Origin of the sequence: Rhizobium ruizarguesonis (genome assembly GCF_012349115.1) — a bacterium.
Taxonomy (GTDB): domain Bacteria; phylum Pseudomonadota; class Alphaproteobacteria; order Rhizobiales; family Rhizobiaceae; genus Rhizobium; species Rhizobium ruizarguesonis.
This window is the reverse complement of the sequence record NZ_PQIG01000067.1, coordinates 210,629-227,037: the sequence shown is the minus strand read 5'-3', so window position 1 is coordinate 227,037 and position 16,409 is coordinate 210,629. Positions and strand designations below refer to the sequence as shown.

General features: G+C 60.6%; 15 protein-coding genes. All 15 read left to right on the top strand.

From position 1 onward, the window contains the following. Positions 1-93 precede the first annotated feature (93 nt). On the top strand, positions 94-921 hold the full coding sequence (locus C3Y91_RS10255; protein WP_024322037.1) for a phosphogluconate dehydrogenase C-terminal domain-containing protein: 828 nt from the start codon (positions 94-96) through the stop codon (positions 919-921). A gap of 100 nt (positions 922-1,021) precedes the next feature. Next, positions 1,022-1,963, top strand: coding sequence for a D-ribose ABC transporter substrate-binding protein (locus C3Y91_RS10250; protein WP_024322036.1), 942 nt, complete (start codon positions 1,022-1,024; stop codon positions 1,961-1,963). A 73-nt stretch (positions 1,964-2,036) separates the two neighbouring features. Continuing rightward, a complete protein-coding gene (locus C3Y91_RS10245) occupies positions 2,037-2,681 on the top strand; it encodes a DUF2291 family protein (RefSeq protein ID WP_024322035.1) in 645 nt (214 codons plus the stop codon). Further along, positions 2,678-4,228 carry a sugar ABC transporter ATP-binding protein gene (locus tag C3Y91_RS10240; RefSeq protein WP_024322034.1) on the top strand — a complete coding sequence of 517 codons (1,551 nt, stop codon included), beginning with the start codon at positions 2,678-2,680 and terminating at the stop codon, positions 4,226-4,228. Before C3Y91_RS10245 ends, C3Y91_RS10240 begins: the two co-directional genes overlap by 4 nt. Beyond that, entirely contained in the window at positions 4,225-5,289 is a 1,065-nt protein-coding gene (locus C3Y91_RS10235) for an ABC transporter permease (RefSeq protein WP_017957302.1), read from the top strand. The genes C3Y91_RS10240 and C3Y91_RS10235 overlap by 4 nt, the downstream gene beginning before the upstream one ends. A 1-nt stretch (position 5,290) precedes the next feature. Beyond that, positions 5,291-6,325 carry a Gfo/Idh/MocA family protein gene (locus tag C3Y91_RS10230; RefSeq protein ID WP_024322033.1) on the top strand — a complete coding sequence of 345 codons (1,035 nt, stop codon included), beginning with the start codon at positions 5,291-5,293 and terminating at the stop codon, positions 6,323-6,325. Beyond that, entirely contained in the window at positions 6,322-8,202 is a 1,881-nt protein-coding gene (gene apnL / locus C3Y91_RS10225) for a D-apionate lactonase (RefSeq protein ID WP_168575281.1), read from the top strand. Before C3Y91_RS10230 ends, apnL begins: the two co-directional genes overlap by 4 nt. Positions 8,203-8,259: 57 nt before the next feature. Continuing rightward, positions 8,260-9,264 carry a dihydroxyacetone kinase subunit DhaK gene (locus C3Y91_RS10220; protein WP_024322031.1) on the top strand — a complete coding sequence of 335 codons (1,005 nt, stop codon included), beginning with the start codon at positions 8,260-8,262 and terminating at the stop codon, positions 9,262-9,264. A gap of 3 nt (positions 9,265-9,267) precedes the next feature. Then, positions 9,268-9,912 (top strand): dihydroxyacetone kinase subunit DhaL, encoded by a 645-nt coding sequence (gene dhaL, locus C3Y91_RS10215; RefSeq protein ID WP_168575280.1) that lies wholly within the window; start codon positions 9,268-9,270, stop codon positions 9,910-9,912. A gap of 70 nt (positions 9,913-9,982) precedes the next feature. Then, on the top strand, positions 9,983-11,236 hold the full coding sequence (locus C3Y91_RS10210; RefSeq protein WP_024322029.1) for an ABC transporter substrate-binding protein: 1,254 nt from the start codon (positions 9,983-9,985) through the stop codon (positions 11,234-11,236). 93 nt (positions 11,237-11,329) lie between these two features. After that, complete coding sequence (locus C3Y91_RS10205; protein WP_024322028.1) at positions 11,330-12,229, top strand: carbohydrate ABC transporter permease; 900 nt, start codon at positions 11,330-11,332, stop codon at positions 12,227-12,229. Next, positions 12,226-13,110: a carbohydrate ABC transporter permease gene (locus C3Y91_RS10200; protein ID WP_024322027.1), complete on the top strand. Its 885-nt coding sequence runs from the start codon at positions 12,226-12,228 to the stop codon at positions 13,108-13,110. Before C3Y91_RS10205 ends, C3Y91_RS10200 begins: the two co-directional genes overlap by 4 nt. A gap of 34 nt (positions 13,111-13,144) precedes the next feature. Beyond that, positions 13,145-14,665, top strand: coding sequence for a DUF5060 domain-containing protein (locus C3Y91_RS10195; RefSeq protein ID WP_168575279.1), 1,521 nt, complete (start codon positions 13,145-13,147; stop codon positions 14,663-14,665). 20 nt (positions 14,666-14,685) lie between these two features. Then, a complete protein-coding gene (locus tag C3Y91_RS10190) occupies positions 14,686-15,756 on the top strand; it encodes an ABC transporter ATP-binding protein (protein WP_130657129.1) in 1,071 nt (356 codons plus the stop codon). 121 nt (positions 15,757-15,877) lie between these two features. Further along, positions 15,878-16,387 carry a GNAT family N-acetyltransferase gene (locus tag C3Y91_RS10185; protein ID WP_024322024.1) on the top strand — a complete coding sequence of 170 codons (510 nt, stop codon included), beginning with the start codon at positions 15,878-15,880 and terminating at the stop codon, positions 16,385-16,387. Positions 16,388-16,409 lie beyond the last annotated feature (22 nt).

Below are 16,409 nucleotides of genomic sequence, written 5' to 3'. Positions count from 1 at the left end.
AAAACGTGACTCCAACAAATTAACTAGTGATATGGTGATTGACTCATCATACCAGTATATGATCCTATCGAGAACGGGAAAAGGTGAGGAAACATGACTAAGATTGCCCTCTTCGGCGCAGGCGGGAAAATGGGATACCGGCTTGCCAAAAATCTCAAAGGCTCGCGTTTCGAGGTCCGCCATGTCGAGGTGAGCGACGCAGGCAAGGCCCGTTTGAAGAATGATCTCGGTGTCGATTGCGTGCCCGTCGATATCGGACTCGACGGCGCTGAGGTGGTGATCCTTGCCGTGCCGGACACGGCCATCGGCAAGGTCGCGGCAGGCATCGTCGACAAGCTCCCATCAGGCACCATGGTGATCGCGCTGGACGCTGCGGCTCCCTTTGCCGGCCACCTGCCGAAGCGCGATGATCTTACCTATTTCGTCACCCATCCCTGCCATCCGCCGATCTTCAACGACGAGACGGACATGCAGGCGAAAAAGGACCACTTCGGCGGCCTCTTCGCCAAGCAGCATATCGTCTCGGCGCTGATGCAGGGCCCGGAAAGCGCTTATGCGCTTGGTGAGGAAATCGCCAAGCTGATCTGGGCGCCGGTCATGCGCTCGCATCGGGTCACAGTCGACCAGCTTGCCATGCTCGAACCGGGCTTGTCGGAAACCGTCTGCGCATCGCTGCTCGTCGTCATGCGACAGGCCATGGACGAATGCGTGGCACGCGGCGTGCCGGAACAGGCCGCCCGCGACTTCCTGCTCGGCCATATGAACGTGCTCGGCGCGGTCATCTTCAAGGAAGTCGACGGCGTGTTCTCGGATGCCTGCAACAAGGCGATCGAGTTCGGCATCCCGGCGCTGATGCGCGACGACTGGAAAAAAGTATTCGAACCGCAGGAGATCGCCGAAAGCATCCGGCGCATCACCTGAACCGGCCTGGGGAGGTAAGCCCTCCCCCTCAACTGCCCCGGGGAGACGGGGTCTAGCCGCCCCAGGGAGAAGGGGCTTCATTCACAACAGGGAGGAAAATATGAAACTGACGCGCAGACTGACACTTGCAGCTTTTGCCGGCGCATTGGCGCTCGGAACGGCTCTTCCGGCCTTTTCGGCCGACCTCATCGCCATCATCACGCCGGCGCATGACAATCCCTTCTTCAAGGCAGAAGCCGTCGGCGCCGAAGCCAAGGCGAAGGAACTCGGCTACGAGACGTTGCTCATGACGCATGACGACGACGCCAACAAACAGTCCGAAATGATCGACACGGCGATCGGGCGCGGCGCCAAGGCGATCATCCTCGACAATGCCGGAGCCGACGCCTCCGTCGCGGCCGTCAAGAAGGCAAAGGATGCTGGCATTCCCTCCTTCCTGATCGACCGCGAAATCAACGCCACGGGCGTTGCCGTCGCCCAGATCGTCTCGAACAACTACCAGGGCGCCCAGCTCGGGGCGCAGGAATTCGTCAAGCTGATGGGCGAGAAAGGCAATTACGTCGAGCTGGTGGGCAAGGAGTCCGACACCAATGCCGGTATCCGCTCGCAAGGCTATCACGACGTCATCGACGACTATCCGGACCTGAAGTCCGTCGCCAAGCAGTCGGCCAATTGGAGCCAGACGGAAGCCTATTCGAAGATGGAAACCATCCTCCAGGCAAATCCCGACATCAAGGGCGTCATTTCAGGGAATGACACCATGGCCATGGGCGCGATCGCAGCGCTGCAGGCTGCCGGCCGCAAGGACGTGATCGTCGTCGGCTTCGACGGTTCCAACGACGTGCGCGACTCCATCAAGTCGGGCGGCATCAAGGCAACAGTCCTGCAGCCCGCCTATGCGCAGGCTCAGCTGGCAGTGGAACAGGCAGACGCCTACATCAAGAACAAGATGACCCCGAAGGAAGAGAAGCAGTTGATGGATTGCGTCCTCGTCAATGCTGACAATGCCGGCAAGCTAGAGACCTTCGCCCTGACGAACTGATCAGCCGCGAATTGCAGAGGGCGCAGCGCTGTGCCCTCTGCAATGCATTTCGCAAGACGTCGAGGTTTACTGCATGTTGAGAATGAAGGGCGCTCTGCTCGCTGCCGTCGTGGCGGCAGCCTTGCCCGGTTGCAAGATCATCAAGACGCCGACGGCTGAGGAAAAGGCTGCGGCAGCGGCAAAGACCGCCTTCGACCCGAATGCAAAGGTCGAGGCGATCTGGCAGTCCGAGGCAGTGCCCTATTTTGAAAAGCGCGCCGGCGACCTGAAGGACGTCATGCAGCTTTCCGCCTCCAGCCCCGACGCCGCCGGCGAGAAATACGGCAATCCCCGCAAGCAGAGCAGCTCGCCATGGACCTATGCGGTGAAGATCACCGGCAAGGTCGTTGCGGCCGATACGGCGTCGCGCGCGGCAACGCTCGATGTCGACGCCGATGGCGACGGCAAGGCCGATGCCAAGGTGCAGATCGGGCCGGCGCTGCGCGGCACGGCGCTGCGCGACACGCTGGATTTCGTCAATTTCAATGAATTCAAGAACCAGATCGAGTGGGCGCAATTCGGCAAGGCCTTCAACGAGAAGGCCAATACGGCTTTTCTGTCCGCCGTCCCGCGCGAAGGCCTGGTCGGCAAGACGGTGACCGCGATCGGCGCCTTTCCGCTGCCGAAGAGCGGCGAGCTTCCGCTCGTAACACCTTCGGAACTGAAGGTCGGCCCATGACCACAGGAGAGGCACAAAAGGACGACATTATCCTGCGCCTCGACGAGGTGTCGAAGGTCTATTCGGGTATCGTCGCCGTCAAGCGCGCCAATCTCGAGCTGCGCCGTGGCGCGGTGAACGTCCTCGTCGGCGAAAACGGTGCAGGCAAGTCGACGCTGATGAAGATCATCGCCGGCGTCGAGCGTCCGACGCTCGGCCGCATCATCCTGGACGGCAAGCCCGTATCCTTCGACAGCCCTGCCGATGCGCAGGCGCACGGCATCGGCATGATCTTTCAGGAGCTCAATCTCTTCGCCAACATGTCGGTTGCCGAGAACATCTTCGCCAGGCGCGAGATCACGCGCGGCATCCTCGGTATCGATCACAAGGCACAGGTGCAAAAGGCCAATGCGTTTTTGAAGCGTCTGGATGCCGGCATCGAGGCCGAAACGATGGTCGAGGATTTGCCAATCGGCCAGCAGCAGCTCGTCGAGATCGCCAAGGCGATGTCGTTGAATGCCCGCATCCTGATCATGGACGAGCCGACGTCGGCGCTTTCGGCGGCCGAAGTCGAGATCCTGTTCAAGGTGATCGCGGAACTGAAAGCCCAAGGTGTGGCGATCGTCTATATCTCGCACCGGCTCGAGGAGCTGATGCGGATCGGCGACTACATCACCGTGCTGCGTGACGGCCAGGTCACCGGCGAGGCAATGGTGCGCGACATCGACACGCGCTGGATCGTGCGCTCCATGATCGGCTCGGATGCCAAGGATTTTGCAAAATCCGTGGACCACGCCGTCGGAGCTGAGGTCTTTCGCGCCGAAAATATCAGCCTGCCGCGGCCGACAGGCGGGCTTTCGGTCAACAATGTCTCCCTGTCGGTCAAGGCAGGCGAAATCCTCGGCATCTACGGCCTGATGGGCGCCGGGCGCAGCGAATTCTTCGAATGCGTCATCGGCCGTCACACACACTCGACCGGCAAGATCTTCATCGACGGCAAGCAGGTTCGCGCCCGCGACACCACGCGGCGCATCCGTCGCGGCCTTGCGCTCATTCCGGAAGACCGGCAGCGCGAAGGTCTGGTCCCGGTGCTTTCCATCGCCTCGAACCTGACGCTGGCGAGCCTTAGCCGCTTCACCCGGCTCTTCCATATCGACAGAGGCGCGGAGAAGAATGCCATTCGCGATGCGATCCGCGACCTCTCTATCAAGGCGCCGAACCCGGATTTCGAGGTGACCTCGATGTCCGGCGGCAATCAGCAGAAGGTCGTCATCGGTAAGGCATTGATGACCAATCCGAAGGTGCTTCTGATGGACGAGCCGAGCCGCGGCATCGATGTCGGCGCCAAGGCCGACGTCTTCCGCACTATGCGGCGGCTGGCGGCAAACGGGCTCGCTATTCTGTTTTCGACTTCCGACCTCGAGGAGGTCATGGCGCTTTCCGATCGCATCGCGGTTTTGAGCAACGGCCAACTGGTCGCCGTCTTCGACCGGAACGAGGCCACGGAAGAAGCCATAATTGCGGCTTCGGCCAAGGGACACGGACATCAAGGGAAACTCGCGTCATGATGGCGGCTACGTCAACCACTCTCGCGCCGAAGGGCGCCAACGGCTCGGCGCTTCTGACGCTGATGAAGCTCAGGACGTTCATCGCGCTATTTGCCGTCATCATCTTCTTTGCGATCTTCGCACCGAACTTCACCTCGACGGCGAACATGATCCTGATGTCGAAGCATGTGGCGCTGAACGCCTTCCTGGCGATGGGCATGACCTTCGTCATCATCACCGGCGGCATCGATCTCTCGGTCGGATCGATCGTCGGGCTTTGCGGCATGGTCGCCGGCGGCCTGATCCTTTACGGCATCGAATTGCCGATCGGCTACACGATCTTTTTCAACCTGTTCGAGATCGTGCTGATCACCCTGTCGATCGGCCTGCTCATCGGTCTGATCAACGGTCTGCTGATCACCAAGCTCAACGTCGCGCCCTTCATCGCCACGCTAGGCACGCTCTATATCGCCCGCGGTCTCGCTTTGCTGTCATCGGACGGCCAGACCTTTCCGAATCTTGTCGGTCGGCCGGAATACGCGACGACCGGCTTCGATTTCTTCGGCGCGGGGCGCATTCTCGGCCTGCCGGTGTCGATCTGGATTCTGATCGTGCTTGCCCTGCTGGCGGCCTATGTCGCCCGCTCGACACCGATCGGTCGTCACATCTTCGCCGTCGGCGGCAATGAGCGGGCCGCGCGCATGTCCGGTATCCGGGTCGATGTCGTAAAGATCTTCGTCTATATGTTCTCCGGACTGTGCGCCGCCATCGTCGGCGTCGTCATCTCCTCCGAACTGATGGCAGCCCATCCGGCCACCGGCGAAAGCTTCGAACTCAATGCGATCGCCGCCGCCGTGCTCGGCGGCACCTCTATGTCGGGCGGCCGCGGCACGATCGGCGGCACGATCATTGGCGCCTTCGTCATCGGCATCCTCTCCGACGGATTGGTGATGATGGGCGTTTCCTCCTTCTGGCAGATGGTCATCAAGGGCCTCGTCATCATCATTGCCGTCGTCGTCGACCAGGCGCAACGCCGCCTGCAGCAGCGCGTTACCCTCATGCAGATGGCAAAGGCAGGTTGAGATGACGGTATTGAAAGGGGCTTTGATCGGTTGCGGTTTCTTTGCGGTCAACCAGCTGCATGCCTGGAACGATGTTCGAGGTGCCGGCATCGTCGCGATCTGCGACCGCGACCCGGAGCGGCTGAAGATCGTCGGCGATCAGTTCGGCATCGATCGCCGCTATGGCGATGCCGAGGCTTTGTTTGCCGATGGCGGTTTTGATTTCGTCGACATTGCCACAACAGTCCAAAGCCATCGCTTTCTCGTCGAAATGGCGGCTCGGAACAAGGTGCCGGCCATCTGCCAGAAGCCGTTCGCCAAGACCTTGTCGGACGCGAAGGCGATGGTCGAGGCGTGTCGCAATGCCGGCATCCCCCTGATGGTGCACGAGAACTTTCGCTGGCAGACGCCGATCCAGGCCGTGCGCAAAGCGCTGGAGGCGGATGCCATCGGCACGCCCTTCTGGGGCCGCTTCTCCTTCCGTTCGGCCTACGACGTCTTCTCGGGCCAACCCTATCTGGCCGAGGGCAAGCGGTTCATCATTGAAGACCTCGGCATCCATACGCTCGATATCGCCCGCTATATCCTAGGCGACGTTCGATCGCTCACGGCCCGCACCAAGCGGGTCAATCCCGCCATCAAGGGCGAGGATGTCGCGACCATTCTTCTCGATCACGAAAACGGCGCCACGTCTGTCGTCGACGTCAGCTACGCCACCAAGCTTTCCAGGGAGCCATTCCCCGAGACCTTGATCGAGCTCGACGGTTCTGAGGGCACGATCCGCCTGACCCAGGGTTACGGCCTTCAAGTCACCAACGCCAAGGGCACCACGACCACGGACGTGTCTCCGAAACTGCTGTCATGGGCCGCGCGGCCCTGGCACAACATCCAGGAAAGTGTCTACGCGATCCAGCAGCATTGGGTCGACCAGTTGGAGAGCGGCGCGCAACACTCGACCTCAGGGGCCGACAATCTGAAAACTTTCGCGCTCGTCGAGGCCGCCTATGATAGTGCGGCCAGGGGTCAGACGATCGATGTCGGAGCGATGCTGCGATGACGATCGATGCGTTCCAGCTCTACGGCACCCGTCTCGTCGATCCGCCGCCCGTTCGCCTGAGAGCCGGAAAACTGCAAGCCGATCTCGCCAACGGCAACCTCCGCACCATCCGCTACGATGGGACCGAGGTGCTGCGAGCGATTTCCTATCTCGTTCGCGACCGGGACTGGGGCACTTACAGCCCAGAAATCACCGATCTCCGGATCGAGCAGAGTGACGATCGTTTCGAGGTCACCTATCGGGGTCGTTGCGAGGGACCGGACGATACGAGGCTTGTCATCGACGTTCGCATCACCGGAAGCGCGGACCGGCTCGACTTCGAGGCGGAGGCCATCGCGCCAACCGGCTTCGAGACCAACCGCTGCGGCTTCTGCGTTCTGCACCCGATCGTCGGCGTGGCGGGTTCACCGGCGACGGTCGAGCATGTCGACGGGAAGATCGTGGCGACACGGTTTCCTGATCTCATCGAGCCCTGGCAGCCGTTCAAGGACATGCGCGCCATCACTCACGCGGTAATGCCTGACGTTCAGGTGGAATGCCGGATGGAGGGCGACACCTTTGAAATGGAAGATCAACGGAACTGGTCGGACGCATCCTACAAGACATATGTCAGGCCGCTCGCCCTGCCCTGGCCCTACCAAATTGCCGCCAATCAGCCTGTCCGGCAGAAAACGTCGCTTGTTATCAGGGATATCAGCGGTTCGACACGGCATCCTTCTGGGGTGTCAGGCGGCGCTATAAAACTTGAACTCGGTGGGCGCACCGGCACCATGCCTGATATCGGCGTGATCATCACACCCGAAGAAGCCGATGCGAGCCTCTCGGCAAAGTCCGTCCTGACGGAGATCGCTCCCCAGGAATTCCTCTTCCATTTCGACCCCGGTGCTGGGCACGGCGTCGAAGCACTCAAGCGGTTCGCAGCAATCGCGACGGTCCATCGCGGGCGCTCGACGCTGGAGATCGCCCTTCCCTGCAAATCGTCGCCGTCAGGCGAGGCGGCCGAGATTGCCCGCCAGATGCGGCTGGCGGAATTCAGGCCGGATGCGATCATGATATCGCCATCCGTCGACCGGCAGTCGACGCCGCCCGGCAGCAAATGGCCGGATTGCCCGCCCCTGGATGAGGTCTATGCTGCCGCCCACGCCGCCTTTCCCGGCATTCGCATCGGCGGCGGCATGCTGAGCTATTTCACCGAGCTCAACCGGAAGCGCGTACCCGATGGACAGCTCGACTTCGTCAGCCACTGCACCAATCCGATCGTGCATGCGGCCGACGACCTCAGTGTCATGCAGACATTGGAAGCGCTGCCCTTCATCACGCGATCCGTTCGGGCGATTTATGGCGATAAACCCTACCGGATCGGCCCATCGACGATCCCGATGCGGCAGAACCCCTATGGTAGCCGCACGATGGACAATCCGGCTGGCGGGCGCATCCCCATGGCCAATCGCGACCCGCGCCACAATGCACGCTTCGGACAGGCCTTCGCGCTCGGTTATGCGATACGAGTGCTGGGTGCCGATCTGGAATGCCTGACGCTATCAGCCTTATCAGGTCCGTTCGGTCTGATCGCCGGTTCGGGGGAACCGACCGAACAGGGTGGACGTCGTCCGCTGTTCGAAACTGTCCGGACACTGTGTCAATTGGCTGGTGCAACCTGGCGGGAATGCGTCTCCTCCTCTCCCTCCGAGGTCCTGTCTTTCGTTGCAAGGGATGCTACAGGCGCCAGGCTTTACATCGTCAATCTGACGAGCGAAGAACGAAAGGTCGATTGCGGCGCATGCGGGCCGACCGGGAAAGACTCAAGCGGGGATCTGCTGCTTGCCCCATTGGCTGTCGCCGTCTTGCCGCTGGAGCACGACGCGCTGGCGGATTGACCTCCAGCGGTGCAACTGCATCTATGCGATCGGAACTCGGCTCTCGGGAGGATCGATGTGAAGACGAAGAAACTTATCAATGCCGGTGCGGATGCCGTCGATGAGATGCTGCAGGGGATCCTGGCGGCGCATCCGCGCCATCTCTACGCGGTAGAGGACATGCCCCGCGCGATCATTGCCAGAAACGGGCCACGCAAGGGCAAGGTCGGACTGGTCATCGGTGGTGGATCCGGGCACGAACCGACATTTCTGGGCTTTGTCGGCAAGGGGCTGGCGGACGCCGCCGCAATCGGCAACGTCTTCGCGTCGCCGCCGCCCGATCCGATTGTCGCCTGCGCCATGGCGGTCGACGGCGGCGCCGGTGTCCTGTTCATGTATGGCAATTATGCCGGCGACGTGATGAACTTCGACATGGCTGCCGAGATGCTTGCGCTTGACGAGATCGAGGTACGAACCGTCCTGACCACGGATGACGTGGCGTCTGCTCCTCCCGATCAGCGGGACAGGCGGCGGGGCGTGGCGGGCAACGTCTTCATCTTCAAGGCCGCCGGCGCAGCCTGCGATCTTCTCTATTCCTTTGACGATGTCGAGCGTGTCGCCCGCCATGCCAATGCGCGAACTTATACGATGGGTGTCGCGCTTTCCCCCTGTTCGCTGCCCCAGACCCTCCGGCCGAACTTCCTGATCGGCGAAGGCGAGATGGAGATCGGAATGGGCATCCATGGGGAGCCTGGCGTGGCGCGCGAGCCGCTGAGGCCGGCCGACGCGGTGACCGACGAACTCCTGGACAGCATTCTTCGCGAAATGAAAGCAGACCGGGGCGATCGTGTCGCCGTGCTCGTAAATTCGCTGGGTTCGACCCCGATGATGGAACTCTACATCATGATGCGGCGCGTGAAGTCCCGGCTCGACGATGCCGGGCTCATCCTCCATACGTCGCTCGTTGGGAATTACTGCACCTCGCTCGAAATGGCCGGCGCGTCGATCACGGTCATGCATCTTGACGACGAGCTTCAGCGATTGATCGACCACCCCTGTGATTGCGCGATGTTTGCGAGGTAATCGATGACGTTTACGACCGAAGACCTGCAGCGCATGTTTGCTGGGATTGCCGAGGATATTGCGGCAGAGAGCGACCATCTCTGCGCGTTGGACGGCGCCATCGGCGATGGGGATCACGGCCTTGCCATGGATGCAGGTTGCCAGGCCGCGGCGAAAGCGGTCGGCGAACGTGCCGCCGGAATTGCCCCGACAACCGCATTCAACGTCGCGGCAAAGGCATTCCTGAATGCGGTCGGCGCTTCGTCCGGCCCGTTATATGCCACGGCCTTGATGCGCGCCGGAGCCGCCGCCAAAGACAAGCAGACATTGAGCGATGACGACTTCCTCAGCGTCTTTGCGGCAATGGCACAGGGAATCCAGGAACGCGGAAAAGCCGAACCCGGGGAAAAGACGATGGTTGACGCCTGGAAGCCCGCGGCTGACGCGGCACTCGATGCCTGGCAGTCGGGAAAGCCCCTCCCCCAATGTTTCGAGGCAGCGGAGAGGGCAGCGCGGGCAGGCTGTGAAGCGACCAGCAATATGACGGCGGCCAAGGGACGGGCTTCGCGATTGGGGAGCCGCGTGATCGGGCACATCGATCCCGGCGCCGCGTCCGCCGTCATCATCATCGCCGCCATGGCCAAATTTGCTCAACGTCGCAATGGTTAGCTCGTCATACCAGTTGACATGTCGATGACTATCTGCAACAAGGGGCCCGGCTTACAAGAGGAGGACGGTAATGCTGACCCTTTCCGCGAAATTGAAGACTGCGAGCCTCGTTGCGATCGCCATGGCGTCGCTATCGGCAACGCCGGTTCTTGCTGAAGACATCACACTCTGGACCCTCAACTTCGACAATAATGCCGCCAATACGGCCCTGAAAAAGGTGGCGACAGATTTCGAAGCCGCAAATCCTGGAACGCATGTCGAGATCGTCCAGCGCGCCGTCGACGAGCACAAGACCGCCCTGCGTGTCGCTGCAGGCTCCGACAAGGGGCCAGACATTTACTTCAGCTGGGCGGGCCTCGGCCTCGGCGGCGAATATGTGAAGGCCGGCCTGTCCCTGCCGCTCGACAAGTACTATGCCGAGTATAAGTGGAACGACGAATTGCTGCCCTCGGCAGCGGCTTTTGCCGACCTTTATCCCGGCGGCAAGCACGGCGTCCCCTTCACCTTCAAGGGTGAGGCCGTCTACTACAACAAGAAGCTTTTCGAACAGGCCGGCATCAAGGAAGAGCCGAAGACCTACGAGGAATTCCTTGCCGCAGCCGATAAGCTGAAGGCTGCAGGCATTCCGGCCTTCACCTTCGGCGGCACGGTCAACTGGCACGTCATGCGCCTCATGGACGTCATCCTCGAAACGAAGTGCGGTGCTGAAAAGCACGATGCGCTGAAGGCGATGACGCTGGACTGGACCAAGGAACCCTGCGCGACGGAATCCTTCGCGGAGTTTGCCAAGTGGACGAAGGACTATACGCTGCAGCCATTCATGGGCATCGACAACAAACAGTCCTACAGCCTCTTCACCGCCGGTCGTGCGGCGATGATGCTCGAAGGCGACTGGCTGGTTAGCCAGCTCGACGGCTCCGGTGCCAATCTCGACGACTACGGCATTTTCCCCTTCCCGACCAACACCGACCGGCTCTATGGCTTTGCCGAGTACAATTACATCAGCACCAAGAGCAAGAGCCCTGACGTAGCGGCGAAGTTTCTCGACTATTTCCTCTCGACGAAGGTGCAGCAGGACCTGCTCGGCCAGCTGAGCTCGACCTCCGTCAACAAGAACGTACAATATGCCAACCAGAAGCCGCTCGAAGCGGAATGGCTGGGGATCTTCCAGAAATACGGCAAGGTCTACATGAACGGCGACCAGGCGTTCCCGCTCGATGTCACGACGGAATATTTCCGCGTTATCAATGACGTCGCTTCCGGTAGCACCGAGCCGGCCGAGGCGGCCAAGCAGCTGCAGAGCTTCATCGCCAGCAGAACCTGATTCCTCCCGAGGCGCCAGCCGATCGACCTCAGGGTCGTGCGGCTGGCACATTCTTTCGTGAGCTGGCAGCAAATGCACCGCCAGGAGGAAAACATGTCACTTCGACAATCGTCACATGATCCGCGCGTGCAAGCGCTCATCCTGCTCGTGCCGGCCCTGGCAATCTATGCCGTCTTCGCCCTCTATCCGATGTTCAACGTCGTGATCCTGAGTTTCCAGAAGTGGAACGGGCTCGATCCCAATCGGCAATTTGTCGGCGTTGCGAACTATTCGGCGATTTTCACCAAAGATCCGGTCTTCTGGGTGGCCTTCCGCAATACCGTGATCTGGACCGTGATGAGCCTGATCTTCCCCCCGATGGTCGGACTGCTGCTGGCGCTCAGCCTCAACCAGAAGATATTCGGCCGTAATGGCCTCAGGGCCATCTTCTATCTGCCTGTTATCATCGCGCCGATTGCCGTCGCCACCATGTGGAAATGGATGTACGATCCCTTCTTCGGCCTTTTCAGCCAGCTGCTCACCTCGTGGGGCATGCAGGGCTGGATCAAGGACTGGCTGGGCAACAGGGATATCGCCCTTTATTCGGTTTTCGTCGCCTATCTCTGGCAGACGGTCGGCTTCTCGATGGTCCTGTTCCTGGCGGGCCTGCAGAATGTCTCTCAGACGCTCGTGGAAGCAGCGCGCATCGATGGCGCCGGCCGGTGGGCAGTGTTCAAGCATGTGACATTGCCGGCATTGCGCCCGACGATCACGATCGTTCTCGTTCTTTCCGTCATCTCCTCCTTGAAGGCCTTTGACATCGTCTACGGACTGACTGGCGGGGGGCCGGCGCAGTCCACCCAGATGCTGGCGCTCTGGGCGTTCACGCAGGCGATGCAGATCTTCGATTTCGGACGGGGAGCGGCGATTTCGGTCGTCTTGCTGCTGATCACCATGGCCGTCGTCATTCCCTATCTCCAATGGACCCAGAAGCACGAGGAGGTTGAATCGTGACAGCAGTGCCGACCGATCAGACCGCAGTGCATTTGCAGGTCGAACCATCGTCGATGAAGCGGGATCCCATTCTGATCGGCCTCTGGATCGCGCTTGTTATCGTGGCGCTCGTCTGGGTCGCGCCATTCGTCTTCATCGTCTTCACCTCGTTGAAGACGCCGGCGGCGGTGACGGGCACGGGCGCTTTCGTGCCGCCGACCGACCTCGCTTTCGAAAACTACAGCGCTGCATGGAGCCGCGGCAACTTCGCAAGCTCCTTCTTCAACAGCGTCATCATAACCGTCATCAAGGTGCCGCTCGGGCTGTTCCTTTCGGCGATGGCCGCCTATGCCCTTGCCAAGATCAAGCTGAAGATCACCAAGGCCCTGCTGCTGCTTGTGGTGTTCGGCACGATGATCCCCTTCCAGGTGATGCTTGCGCCGCTCTTTACCCTGGTGAATTCACTCGGCCTCATCGACACCTACCCCGGCGTCATCCTTCCCTACATCGCCTTCGGCGTTCCCTATCAGGTTTTCATCCTGCATGGCTTCTTCAAGAGCATTCCCAAGGAGCTGTCGGAAGCAGCGCTGATCGACGGTGCGAGCCACTTCGTCATCTTCAGGCGGATATTTCTGCCTGTGTGCCTGCCCGTGCTCGCCGCACTGCTCATCCTCGACTTCGTTTCCACCTGGAACGAATTCGCCATGGCGCTGGTGCTGCTCCAGGATCAGCACATGTGGACCTTGCCGCTCGGCCTGATGTCGTTTCAGGGGCAGTTCTCCAGCAATTACGGCCAGCTCAATGCGGCCATCGTGATGACCGTCCTGCCGGCGACGATCGTTTATCTCATGTTCCAGCGTTACTTCGTCTCTGGCCTGACCTCCGGTGCTGTCAAAGGCTAGCGACCACAAAGCTATTCCATGAGGAGAATATTCTATGTCTGATGCAACAGTCGAAAAATGGGGCGTGTTCGAGGCCTCCTTTGATGGACCCTCCGGCGGCAATCCCTATCTCGACGTGGCATTCGATGCCGTGTTCACCCATAAGAGCCGCGAAGTCCGCGTGCCGGGCTTTTATGACGGCAACGGCATCTACCGTATCCGCTTCATGCCGGACATCGAAGGCGAATGGTCGTTTCTGACCCGTTCCAAGACTGCTGCACTCGACGGCAAGACCGGCGCATTGACCGCGACCGAGCCTTCGGCCGGCAATCACGGCCCGGTGCGCGTGTGCAACAAATTCCACTTCGCCTATGCGGACGGCACCCCGTTCCTCTCCTTCGGGACGACCTGCTACGCCTGGACGCACCAGCCGCTCGAAATGCAGAAGCAGACCCTCGAAACCCTCAAGAAGGCCCGCTTCAACAAGCTCCGGATGGGCGTGTTCCCGAAGGATTATCCCTATAACGTCAACGAGCCGCTGTACGCCTGCTTCGAACGCGGAGCGGACGGGAAGGAAGACTTCGACCGCCCGAGCCCCGCCTCGTTCCAGCACTTCGAGAAGCAGGTCGCAGCGCTCTGCCAACTTGGGATCGAAGCGGATATCATCATCTTCCATCCCTACGATCGGTGGGGCTATGCCGACATGTCGGCCGAACAGGATTTTCGCTATGTCGAATATCTGGCCGCTCGTCTCGCCGCCTACCGGAACGTCTGGTGGTCGCTTGCCAATGAATATGATTTCCTCATCGATACGAAGCCGATGGAGCAGTGGGATCGCTACTTCCACATTCTGGAAGAAAGCGACCCCTACCAACATCTGCGCTCCATCCATAATGGCGACGTGACGGCGAATTTCGATCATCGCAAGCCGTGGGTCACGCACACCTGCATTCAAAACCCTGACGTCAAGCGGACCCAGGAATGGCGCGATGCCTACGGCAAGCCTGTCGTCAACGACGAGCCCGAATATGAGGGCGACATCCTGCAGTCATGGGGCAATCTCAACGCGCAGGAGCTCGTGCATCGCTTTTGGATCACGATGGCGCGCGGCGGCTATGCCGGCCATGGCGAAACCTATTCCCATCCCGAGGATCTGATCTGGTGGGCCAAGGGCGGGGAACTGCGCGGCGAAGCGTGGAAGCGCATCGGCTTCCTCCGGGACCTCCTGGAAGCCGATGTCAAGCACGGTCTCGAGCCGCTCGGCATCATCGGCGAATGGCCCTGGTCCCGCGTGTCGGGCGCCCGCGACGGCGACGGCGATTTTCGTCTGATCTATTTTGGCGAGCATCAGCCGGTGATCTGGTCCACCGGCCTGCCGGTCGACGGCGACGATTATGATGTCGATCTCATCGACACATGGGAGATGACGATCACGCCGGTCGAGAAGGTGGAGGCGCCCATTCCACATCCGACACGCCATGGCTCGGTCGTGCGCGGCGGCAAGCCGGACGCGGCCTTCGGCGTCAAAATTCCGCGTAAGCCATATCAGGCGCTGCGCGTGCGCAGGAAGCGCTAGAAGATGGCAAGGGGTACGAAATGTCTGGCTTGAGCATCAGAAACGTCAAGAAATCCTTCGGCACGGTCGACATCATTCATGGTGTCGACGTCGAGATCGCCGATGGTGAGTTTACCATTCTCGTCGGCCCCTCCGGCTGCGGCAAGTCGACATTGCTGCGCATGATTGCGGGGCTCGAGGATATTACCGCCGGTCAAATCAGCATCGACGGCCGGGTCGTGAACAATCTGCAGCCGAAGGATCGCGATATCGCGATGGTCTTCCAGAACTATGCGTTGTACCCGCAGATGACGGTCTCCCAGAACATGGGATTTGCGCTCGAGCTCGCCGGGGTCAAGCGGCCGGAAATCGAACAGAAGGTCGGTGAGGCTGCGGCAATTCTCGGATTGCAGCCGCTTCTCGATCGAAAGCCGGCTCAGCTGTCGGGCGGACAGCGGCAGCGCGTCGCGATGGGCCGCGCCATCGTTCGAGATCCGAAAGTCTTTCTCTTCGACGAACCGCTCTCCAATCTGGATGCGAAACTGCGCGTGAAGATGAGAGCGGAGATCAAGGCTCTGCACCAGCGCCTGAAGACCACGATCGTTTATGTCACCCACGACCAGATCGAGGCCATGACCATGGCTGACAAGATCGTCGTGCTCCACGGGGGTCGCGTCGAACAGATCGGCAGTCCGCTCGAACTCTACGACCGACCGCGCAACATCTTTGTCGCAGGTTTCCTCGGCTCCCCCGCTATGAACTTTCTCGAGGGAACCCTTGAGGGCGCAGGCAACCCCGCATTGTCGCTGCCGGGTGGATCACGCGTAGCACTTTCGCGGGCTCCAGCCAATTCCGCCAACAGACCGTTGACGCTGGGTATTCGTCCCGAAGACATCACCTTCGGTGGCGAAAACGGTGTGGATGCCGTGGTCAAGGTGGTCGAACCCACGGGATCGGAAACCCATGTCGCCGTGGAGCTCGAAGGCAGGGAGCTGACATGGGTCGTTCGCGAACGTGTCGAACTAGTGCCAGAACAGCCGGTGAAGCTTTCTTTCGAAACGGCCAAGGTTCACTTCTTCGACCGGCAGACGCAGCAGCGCCTGAACGCCTGAATAAGGCGCGTCAGCAGATCCGTCGAACGCGGAACCGGAATTTGCCCTGGCAGACGAAGTGGTGACTTGTACTCTCGAGTCTCGCCAAAACGGTTTTGGTTGAGGATGAGGTAGCGAAGACATGCGCATTCGAAGGGCCGGCTCTGCTGACGCGGAGGAGCTGAGCAGTCTCCTGAACGAGATCATCCGGGCTGGCGGAACAACCGCACTCGAGACGCCGCTTTCGGCTGCCGAGTTTGCGGACTGGTTCATCGATGGCGAGTTTCCTCTTACCTGCCATGTTGCGGAGCACGATCAGTCGCTCGTCGGTTTTCAGTCCCTGAGCTTATACGGCGATCCGCCGAAAGGCTTCGCCGACATCGCGACCTTTGCCCGCATGACCCCAAGGACCCCAGGCGTCGGCACCGCTCTCTTCCCCGCAACCCGAGCCGCAGCGGAAGAATTCGGGCTCGAATTCATTAATGCCACCATTCGGGCCGACAACGTCAGCGGCCTTGGCTATTACACAAAGATGGGCTTCAAGACCTATGATCGGCTAATCCAGGTTCCGCTTCAGGACGGGACGCCCGTCGATAGGATCAAGAAGCGTTTCAGGGTAGACGCCAAGCACCACACGATACCCGACGCCTGAAACGTGTTCGATGGTGCTGTGG